Raw genomic sequence first — 8,509 nt, 5'->3', positions numbered from 1 at the left:
GGTCGGGGTAGATGTTGATCCACACCTTTCCACCACGCTTGATGTGACGCGTCATGGCGATACGAGCCGCCTCGATCTGGCGGTTCGTGACATACGCGGGCTCGAGAGCCTGGATGCCGTAGTCGCCGAACGTCACCTGGGTACCGCCAGTCGACATACCCGAACGCTTCGGGTGGTGCTGCTTGCGGTACTTCACACGACGGGGAATAAGCATGATGCTTAAGCCTCCTTCTTGGCCTCGGCCGGAGCCTCGGCTGCGGGAGCCTCGGCCGAACCGGAGGCGGACTGCTGCTGGCGGTCGCGGGGGCCACCCTCGCGACGCGGGCCACGGCCGTCACGGCGGCCGCCACGCTGGGGACGGGGGGCCTTCGCCTGCTCGGCGGCCCACTCCTTCTCCGTCATGTCGCCCTTGTAGATCCAGACCTTGACACCGATCTGACCGAAGGTCGTACGCGCCTCGAAGAAGCCGTAGTCGATGTTGGCACGGAGGGTGTGCAGGGGCACGCGGCCCTCGCGGTAGAACTCCGAACGCGACATCTCGGCGCCACCAAGACGGCCCGAGCACTGCACACGGATGCCCTTGGCACCGGCGCGGAGCGCGGACTGGATGCCCTTACGCATGGCGCGACGGAACGCGACACGCGAAGCGAGCTGCTCGGCAATGCCCTGGGCGACGAGCTGAGCGTCGACCTCGGCGTTCTTGACCTCAAGGATGTTGAGCTGAACCTGCTTGCCGGTCAGCTTCTCGAGGTTGGCACGCAGCTTGTCGGCCTCGGCGCCGCGGCGACCGATGACGATGCCGGGACGCGCGGTGTGCAGGTCGACGCGCACACGCTCACGGGTGCGCTCGATCTCGACCTTGGACACGCCAGCGCGCTCGAGGCCCTGCGACATCAGCTTGCGGATCTTGACGTCCTCGTCCACGTAGTCGCGGTAGCGCTCGCCCTTCTTGGTCGAGTCCGCGAACCAGCGCGAGCGGTGGTCGGTGGTGATCCCCAGGCGGTAGCCGTGCGGGTTGATCTTCTGACCCATTACTTGGCCCCTTCCTTGACGGCGGCGGGCTGAGCGACGACCACAGTGATGTGGCTCGTGCGCTTCAGGATCCGGTTGGCACGACCCTGAGCACGCGGCTGAATGCGCTTCATGGTCGGACCCTCGTCCACCGTGATCGACTGGATAACGAGCTCGCGCTCGTCGAAACGCTCACCAGCAGCGTCGGCCTTGACCCGCGCGTTGGCAATCGCCGACTCGATGAGCTTGCGCACATCCTCGGCGACGGCCTGGGGCTGGAACTTCAGCGAGGCGGCGGCCTCGACAGCGTTCTGCCCGCGGACCAGGTTCACGACGCGGCGAGCCTTCTGGGCGGTCACGCGAAGGTATCGCGTCTGCGCCTTGGCTTCCATCAGTAACTCCTCTTACCTACGCTCGGGCGCCTTAGCGGCGGCCCTTGCGGTCGTCCTTCACGTGGCCCTTGAACGTGCGGGTAGGCGCGAACTCGCCCAACTTGTGACCGACCATCGACTCGGTGACGAACACCGGGACGTGCTTGCGGCCGTCGTGCACGGCAAAGGTGTGACCCAGGAAGTCCGGCGTGATGACGCTACGGCGCGACCAGGTCTTAATGACGTTCTTGGTACCCGCATCGTTCTGGGCGTCCACCTTCTTCTGCAGGTGGTCGTCGACGAAGGGGCCCTTCTTGAGACTGCGTGGCATTCTTCAGGCTCCTTAGCGCTTCTTGCCAGTACGACGGCGGCGGACGATGAGCTTGTCGGACTCCTTGCCCGGCTTGCGGGTACGGCCCTCGGGCTTGCCCCACGGCGAGACGGGGTGGCGACCACCGGACGTCTTGCCCTCACCACCACCGTGCGGGTGGTCAACCGGGTTCATGACGACACCGCGAACGGTCGGGCGCTTGCCCTTCCAACGCATACGGCCGGCCTTACCCCAGTTGATGTTGGACTGCTCGGCGTTGCCCACCTCGCCGACGGTCGCGCGGCAGCGCGCGTCGACGTTGCGGATCTCGCCGGAGGGCATGCGCAGCTGCGCGAAGCGGCCCTCCTTGGCAACGAGCTGCACCGAGGCACCCGCGGAACGGGCGATCTTGGCGCCGCCACCGGGCTTGAGCTCGATCGCGTGGATGACAGTACCCACGGGGATGTTGCGCAGGGGCAGGTTGTTGCCGGGCTTGATGTCGGCACCGGGACCGGCCTCGACCACAGTGCCCTGCGACAGCTTCTCGGGGGCGATGATGTAACGCTTCTCGCCGTCCGCGTAGTGCAGGAGCGCGATACGCGCAGTGCGGTTGGGGTCGTACTCGATGTGAGCGACGGTCGCGGGAACGCCATCCTTGTCGTGACGACGGAAGTCGATCACGCGGTAGGCGCGCTTGTGACCGCCACCCTGGTGACGGGTGGTGATGCGACCGGTGTTGTTACGGCCGCCCTTCTTGTGAAGCGGACGCGTCAGCGACTTCTCGGGCTCCGAACGGGTCACCTCGACGAAGTCGGCGACGGACGAGCCACGGCGGCCCGGCGTCGTCGGCTTGTACTTGCGAATAGCCATGAGATTCCTGTTCCTTCTAGCCCGCGTGGCCCGAGAAGACGTCCAGGGCCTCGCCGTCACCGACGGTGACGATGGCACGCTTGACGTCCTTGCGCTTGCCCATGCCGAAGCGGGTGCGGCGCGTCTTGCCCTTGCGGTTGATGGTGTTGACGGAGGTGACCTTGACGCCAAAGATCTGCTCGACCGCGATCTTGATCTCGGTCTTGTTGGCGCGGGGGTCCACCTCGAAGGTGTACTTGCCCTCATCCATGAGCCCGTAGCTCTTCTCCGACACGATGGGTCGGATCAGGATGTCGCGGGGGTTCTTGTTCAGCGCGGTCACGTTAGTTCTCCTCCGCCTCGGACTCGGTCGCGACGGCGGTCGCCGACTTGCCCTTGGCCGGGCCCGCGAGGAAGGCCTCGAGGGCGCCGGAGGTGAAGACGGTGTCGTCGTTCACCAGCACGTCGTAGGTGTTGAGCTGGTCCACCGAGAGCACGTGGACGTCAGCGGCGTTACGCAGCGACTTCCAGGCGATGGCGTCCGAGCGCTCTAGCACCACGAGGGCGCTACGGCCCCCGGTGATACCGGTCAGCGCGGCAAGCGCGGCCTTGGTGGAGGGGGTGTCACCCTTCACAAGCGACTCGACCACGTGCACGCGGCCCGCGCGAGCGCGGTCCGAGAGCGCGCCACGCAGGGCGGCGGCCTTCATCTTCTTGGGGGTGCGCTGCGAGTAGTCACGCGGCTGCGGGCCGTGAACGGTGCCACCGCCGGTGAACTGAGGCGCACGGATCGAGCCCTGACGAGCGCGACCGGTGCCCTTCTGCTTGTAGGGCTTCTTGCCACCACCCGCGACCATGCCGCGGGTCTTGGTGGCGTGGGTACCCTGGCGCGCAGCGGCGCGCTGCGCCACGACGACCTGGTGGATCAGGGGGACGTTGGTGACGACGTCGAAAACCTCGGCGGGAAGCTCGGCGGTGCCGGCCTTCTTGCCTGCGGCGTCGAGGACGTCAACAGTCTGTGCATCAGCCATGGTGTCACGCACCCTTCACGGCGGAGCGGATGAGGACGACCCCGCCCTTGTTGCCGGGAACCGCGCCCTTGACGAGCAACAGGCCCTTGTCGGCGTCAACCGAGTGGACGGTGAGGTTCTGGACGGTCATGCGGGCGTTACCCATGCGGCCGGCCATCTTGAGGCCACGGAACACGCGCGACGGCGTCGAAGCGCCACCGATCGAGCCGGGCTTGCGGTGGTTGCGGTGCGCACCGTGGGAGGCGCCCACACCGGCAAAGCCGTGGCGCTTCATGACACCGGCGGTGCCCTTTCCCTTGGTGGTGCCGGTGACGTCGACCTTCTGGCCGGCCTCGAAGATCTCGGCGGTGAGCTCCTGGCCCAGCGAGAACTCGGCGGCGTCAGCAGTGCGAACCTCAGCCACGTGGCGACGCGGCGTCACGCCGGCAGCCTCGAAGTGGCCCTTGAGGGGGTTCGTCACGCGACGGGGGTCAACGGCGCCGAACGCGAGCTGAACGGCTTCGTAGCCGTCGGTCTCGACGTTGCGCACCTGGGTCACGACGTTGGTGTCAACCTGGAGGACGGTGACGGGAACAACCCGGCCCTCGTCATCCCACACCTGCGTCATGCCCAGCTTCGTACCCAGGAGCGCACGAACGGCGCGCTGGGCATTGGAAGTCGTAGTCATGGTGCTTGGATTCCTTTACGTCAGCTTTAGAGCTTGATCTCGATGTTCACGTCCGCGGGCAGGTCGAGACGCATGAGCGAGTCAACAGCCTTGGGCGTGGGGTCCACGATGTCGATGAGGCGCTTGTGGGTGCGCATCTCGAAGTGCTCGCGGGAGTCCTTGTACTTGTGGGGCGAACGGATCACAACGAACACGTTCTTCTCGGTCGGCAGGGGCACGGGGCCGACAACCGAGGCGCCGGCGCGCGTGACCGTCTCGACGATCTTGCGGGCGGAGGAGTCGATGACCTCGTGGTCATAGCTCTTCAGCCGAATGCGGATCTTCTGTCCCGCCATGGCGTGGTTCTGCCTTTTCTCTCGTACGACTTTGATCCCTCACCCCCGACCCCCGCGCTCGGGCGTGTCGCTCATTTGCGACGCACCACCGCGCTGCTCGATTTCTCGAGTCGTCGTGGGTGAGTGTGTGGATGCCCGCAATGGGCAACCTGAATATTGTGCCAGATTCGCAGGGACCTCGCAACACGGGTCCACACGGGCACGAACCCTGTCAGGCTATCGTGGTCTCGTGCTTGGCGCAGGTCGCCGCGCACGGAAGGAGTCCCCTGTGGCGTTCGAGACCATTGTCCCACCCGCTCCCGTCGAAGCCGGGCCAGGAGGTGTCCTTTTTGCGTGGCGCAGGCCCATCGTCGCGGGCGTGGGCTGCATCGCGGTCGTGGGTATCGCGTGGTGGATTCATCCTGTGGTGGCCGTGGTCGCCGCCGCCGGACTCGCTGGCCTATCGTGGCGTCTGAGGCGCTCGCCCCTGTCCCCCTGGCGGCGCGCGCCCCACGACAACCTGCCCGTCGCGACGGAGTCGGCGCAAGAGCGGGCGTTCGCCACCGGGCTTCGGTGGCGCTGGGAAGACGCGTGCGTCAATGCCGGACTGGGCTCCTACATCGACGACCGTTACTCCTACGAAGGCCTACGCCTCGTGGGTCTCACGAGTGCCGGCACCACTGCAGGGGTCATCGCGCACGCCGCATTGACACCCGGGCAAAGCGCCGATGCGGTGGCTGCCCAAGCTGCCACCCTCGCCTTGGGCCTCGAGTCGGCAAGCGCCCGTGTCGTCGGCACGTACGAGAACACCGTGGCCATCCTGATCGTGGCCCCGGAGATGACCGACGGCTGGACCTGAGCTACCGCGCGAGGCGGGACTGCCGCTCCCACCATCCCCGAAGCGCGGTCGCGTCAACCTCGCCGGTGTCCTTGAACGGTGCTGCGAGCCCAAAGGTCTCGAGGACGTGCGCGGCCGCGGCGCGCTGCTCCGGCGTGACGCGCGCGACCCACGCCCACGGGTCCTTGCCCGCGTGGGCGTTGGCGCCCTTGGCGTGGGCCATCTGCGACGGCCGGTCGAGGTCAGTCAACGCCGAGGGCGCGATGCCGAGAGCCACGGCGCCCGCGTGCAATTCGGTGGGGTCCTGAACAGCGAGGTCGTAGCTCACGAGCGTTGAGCGCGATCCCCCATAGGTGCGTGCCGCGGTGGTGTTCTCCACTGCCCACCGCGCCACGAGCGCAGTGGTCGTGTCTTCGATGGGCAAGTCTCGTATTGGGATGTCGGCCAAGAGCCCGTCCACGAGTGCGGGTTGACTGAGCATGTAGTGGAACCGCTCGGGCGACCATCCGAGCACGCTCTGGCTCGACAGGGTCGCGAGCGGGTGGCGGATCACGTGGACAATGGCGAGCTCCGGGTGTCGGTGAGCGAGCCACCCTGCCCACGTGGGGAACCGAATCTCCTTGATGAGCCGCCCACGGTAGCGACGCAGCGGATTGAGGGTGGCTTCCTGGTCCGACCACGGGTGTCGATACCGGCCGGTGAGGACGTCGGTCATGGCCTCTTGAGCGGGCAGGCGCGGTGCGTCCACGGGGACGTAGCGTCCCGGCCGTAGGCCCGCGAAGCGCGCATCGAGGTCAGGTCGGATGGGCTCAAAGACCGGCCGCAGGCGACCCGCGCGCGAGTAGGCCTCGAGGAGCCAGGTCGTGCCCGAGCGGCCGGACCCGCTCAGCAGGGCGGCATGGGCGACGTCGTGATGGGGGTCCCAGAGTGCGACAGAGCGCACCATGCGGACGTAGCGGTCGGGGGGCCGGGGCACTGCTTCAGGCTAGCTGCCAAAACTCACAGATTCCTGAGAGTGCAGGAGCCTTGGCAGACACAAAAGCGGGGGCCCGGCAGCTGCCGAGCCCCCGCCTTCGCGAAGGTAAGAGACCCTACTTGAGGATCTTGGTCACCGTGCCGGAGCCGACGGTGCGGCCACCCTCACGGATCGCGAAGCCCTGGCCCTCTTCCAGCGCGATGGGCTGGATGAGCTCGACCGTCATCTCGGTCGTGTCACCAGGCATGACCATGTCGGTGCCCTCGGGCAGCGAGATCACGCCGGTCACGTCCGTGGTGCGGATGTAGAACTGCGGGCGGTAGTTCGTGTAGAAGGGGTTGTGGCGGCCACCCTCATCCTTGTTGAGGATGTAGCACTTGCCCTCGAACGAGGTGTGGGGCGTGGTGGTGCCGGGCTGGACCACGACCTGGCCACGCTCGACGTCCTCACGCTTGGTGCCGCGCAGCAGCAGACCACAGTTCTCGCCGGCCCAAGCTTCGTCCATCTGCTTGTGGAACATCTCGATACCGGTGACGGTGGTCTTCTGGGGCTCACGGATACCGAGGATCTCGACCTCGGAGTTGATCGGGAGCTTGCCGCGCTCGACCTTACCGGTGACGACGGTGCCACGACCGGTGATCGTGAAGACGTCCTCGATGGGCATGAGGAAGGGCTTGTCCATGTCACGCACGGGCTCGGGGACGTTCTCGTCCACGGCCGTCATGAGCTCCTCGACGGTCTTGGTCCACTCGGGGTCGCCCTCGAGCGCCTTGAGCGCCGAGACCTTGACCACGGGGGCGTTGTCGCCGTCGAAGCCCTGCGAGGACAGGAGGTCACGGACCTCGACCTCGACGAGCTCGAGGATCTCCTCGTCGTCGACCATGTCGGACTTGTTCAGCGCCACGAGGAGGTAAGGAACACCCACCTGCTTGGCGAGCAGCACGTGCTCACGGGTCTGCGCCATCGGACCGTCGGTCGCGGCAACCACGAGGATCGCGCCGTCCATCTGGGCGGCACCGGTGATCATGTTCTTGATGTAGTCAGCGTGACCGGGGGCGTCCACGTGGGCATAGTGACGCTTCTCGGTCTCGTACTCGATGTGCGCGATGTTGATCGTAATACCGCGCTCGCGCTCCTCAGGAGCCTTGTCGATGTCCTCGAACGGCGTGAAGGGGTTGAGGTCGGGGTACTTGTCGTGCAGCACCTTCGAGATCGCGGCGGTCAGCGTCGTCTTACCGTGGTCAACGTGACCAATGGTGCCGATGTTGACGTGGTCCTTGGTCCGCTCGAACTTGGCCTTAGCCATGAGGTATTCCTCCTGATTAGTGAGACTTGGGTAAAGATGCTAATCCCTGATGTGGCTCGAAGCCATCCGGGGGGCCATCCCTACTGGTCGTTATTGTTCCTGATTTTCAACCGGTGGGGTTACTCGCCCCGGGTCTTCGCGATGATCTCGTCGGCCACAGCCTTCGGGACCTCCGCGTAGCTGTCGAACACCATCGAGTAGACGGCGCGACCGGACGTCTTCGACCGCAGGTCGCCGACGTAGCCAAACATCTCCGACAGCGGCACGAGCGCGTCAACCACCTTGACGCCGGAAGCGTCCGACATCTGGCGGATCTGACCGCGACGCGAGTTGATGTCACCGATGACGTCACCCATGTACTCCTCGGGAGTACGGACCTCAACAGCAAACATCGGCTCGAGCAGGACGGGCTTCGCGAGGCGTGCAGCCTCCTTGAAGGCCATCGAGCCGGCGATCTTGAACGCCATCTCCGAGGAGTCGACGTCGTGGTAGGCACCATCAAGCAGCGTGGCCTTGACGCCCACAACCGGGTAACCGGCCTGGATGCCCAGCTCCATCGCGGACTGGATACCGGCGTCAACGGACGGGATGTACTCACGCGGCACGCGACCACCGGTCACGGCGTTCTCGAACTCGTACAGGACCTCGGCGTCGGCCTCAAGGGGCTCGAGACGGATCTGCACCTTCGCGAACTGGCCGGAACCACCGGTCTGCTTCTTGTGCGTGTAGTCGTACTTCTCGACCGTCTTGCGAATGGTCTCGCGGTACGCCACCTGGGGCTTACCCACGTTGGCGTCAACCTTGAACTCACGGCGCATGCGGTCCACGAGGATGTC

Annotated in this window: 12 protein-coding genes and 1 pseudogene; 1 reads left to right on the top strand and 12 read right to left on the bottom strand. The window is 66.1% G+C overall.

Features of this window, described 5'->3' with window-relative positions; translation table 11 throughout:
* The 9 genes from rplP to rpsJ all read right to left on the bottom strand — a co-directional run.
* Positions 1–214, bottom strand: a 214-nt coding sequence (gene rplP, locus ACK5NO_RS00185; RefSeq protein ID WP_416810642.1) for a 50S ribosomal protein L16, incomplete at its 3' end; no start/stop codon positions are given.
* A gap of 5 nt (positions 215–219) precedes the next feature.
* Positions 220–1,032, bottom strand: a complete 813-nt coding sequence (gene rpsC / locus ACK5NO_RS00180) for a 30S ribosomal protein S3 (protein WP_416810641.1) — start codon at positions 1,030–1,032, stop codon at positions 220–222.
* A complete protein-coding gene (gene rplV / locus ACK5NO_RS00175) occupies positions 1,032–1,403 on the bottom strand; it encodes a 50S ribosomal protein L22 (RefSeq protein WP_084077282.1) in 372 nt (123 codons plus the stop codon). Before rplV ends, rpsC begins: the two co-directional genes overlap by 1 nt.
* A 31-nt stretch (positions 1,404–1,434) precedes the next feature.
* Positions 1,435–1,713 (bottom strand): 30S ribosomal protein S19, encoded by a 279-nt coding sequence (gene rpsS / locus ACK5NO_RS00170; RefSeq protein ID WP_062293970.1) that lies wholly within the window; start codon positions 1,711–1,713, stop codon positions 1,435–1,437.
* A gap of 12 nt (positions 1,714–1,725) precedes the next feature.
* On the bottom strand, positions 1,726–2,562 hold the full coding sequence (gene rplB / locus ACK5NO_RS00165; protein WP_084105089.1) for a 50S ribosomal protein L2: 837 nt from the start codon (positions 2,560–2,562) through the stop codon (positions 1,726–1,728).
* Between the two features lie 16 nt (positions 2,563–2,578).
* A complete protein-coding gene (rplW, locus tag ACK5NO_RS00160; protein ID WP_416810640.1) occupies positions 2,579–2,884 on the bottom strand; it encodes a 50S ribosomal protein L23 in 306 nt (101 codons plus the stop codon).
* Between the two features lies 1 nt (position 2,885).
* A complete protein-coding gene (gene rplD, locus ACK5NO_RS00155; protein ID WP_416810639.1) occupies positions 2,886–3,572 on the bottom strand; it encodes a 50S ribosomal protein L4 in 687 nt (228 codons plus the stop codon).
* Positions 3,573–3,576: 4 nt separating this feature from the next.
* Positions 3,577–4,239, bottom strand: coding sequence for a 50S ribosomal protein L3 (gene rplC / locus ACK5NO_RS00150; RefSeq protein ID WP_416810638.1), 663 nt, complete (start codon positions 4,237–4,239; stop codon positions 3,577–3,579).
* 26 nt (positions 4,240–4,265) lie between these two features.
* A complete protein-coding gene (gene rpsJ, locus ACK5NO_RS00145; protein ID WP_062074599.1) occupies positions 4,266–4,574 on the bottom strand; it encodes a 30S ribosomal protein S10 in 309 nt (102 codons plus the stop codon).
* Positions 4,575–4,842: 268 nt separating this feature from the next.
* Between rpsJ and ACK5NO_RS00140 the strand changes: the two genes are divergently transcribed.
* Positions 4,843–5,412 (top strand): hypothetical protein, encoded by a 570-nt coding sequence (locus tag ACK5NO_RS00140; protein ID WP_416810637.1) that lies wholly within the window; start codon positions 4,843–4,845, stop codon positions 5,410–5,412.
* A 1-nt stretch (position 5,413) separates the two neighbouring features.
* Here ACK5NO_RS00140 and ACK5NO_RS00135 read toward each other — a convergent pair whose 3' ends face one another.
* From ACK5NO_RS00135 to fusA, 3 genes and pseudogenes are all read right to left on the bottom strand, one after another.
* Positions 5,414–6,367 (bottom strand): hypothetical protein, encoded by a 954-nt coding sequence (locus ACK5NO_RS00135; RefSeq protein WP_416810636.1) that lies wholly within the window; start codon positions 6,365–6,367, stop codon positions 5,414–5,416.
* A 115-nt stretch (positions 6,368–6,482) separates the two neighbouring features.
* The gene (gene tuf, locus ACK5NO_RS00130) at positions 6,483–7,673 is read right to left on the bottom strand and encodes an elongation factor Tu (protein WP_416810635.1); all 1,191 of its coding nucleotides are present in this window, start codon (positions 7,671–7,673) and stop codon (positions 6,483–6,485) included.
* A 119-nt stretch (positions 7,674–7,792) separates the two neighbouring features.
* Positions 7,793–8,509: pseudogene (fusA, locus tag ACK5NO_RS00125) on the bottom strand (elongation factor G); the annotation flags it as partial.

Source organism: Demequina sp., assembly GCF_047975725.1.
Classification (GTDB): Bacteria; Actinomycetota; Actinomycetes; order Actinomycetales; family Demequinaceae; genus Demequina.
The sequence above is the reverse complement of the archived record's forward strand: the minus strand, read 5'-3'. Positions and strand labels throughout refer to the sequence as shown.

Bases quoted from the DNA above. Each gene is read 5' to 3' on its own strand.
- rpsC (WP_416810641.1), bottom strand. From the start codon at position 1,032: ATGGGTCAGAAGATCAACCCGCACGGCTACCGCCTGGGGATCACCACC.
- rplV (WP_084077282.1), bottom strand. From the start codon at position 1,403: ATGGAAGCCAAGGCGCAGACGCGATACCTTCGCGTGACCGCCCAGAAG.
- rpsS (WP_062293970.1), bottom strand. From the start codon at position 1,713: ATGCCACGCAGTCTCAAGAAGGGCCCCTTCGTCGACGACCACCTGCAG.
- rplB (WP_084105089.1), bottom strand. From the start codon at position 2,562: ATGGCTATTCGCAAGTACAAGCCGACGACGCCGGGCCGCCGTGGCTCG.
- rplD (WP_416810639.1), bottom strand. From the start codon at position 3,572: ATGGCTGATGCACAGACTGTTGACGTCCTCGACGCCGCAGGCAAGAAG.
- rplC (WP_416810638.1), bottom strand. From the start codon at position 4,239: ATGACTACGACTTCCAATGCCCAGCGCGCCGTTCGTGCGCTCCTGGGT.
- rpsJ (WP_062074599.1), bottom strand. From the start codon at position 4,574: ATGGCGGGACAGAAGATCCGCATTCGGCTGAAGAGCTATGACCACGAG.
- tuf (WP_416810635.1), bottom strand. From the start codon at position 7,673: ATGGCTAAGGCCAAGTTCGAGCGGACCAAGGACCACGTCAACATCGGC.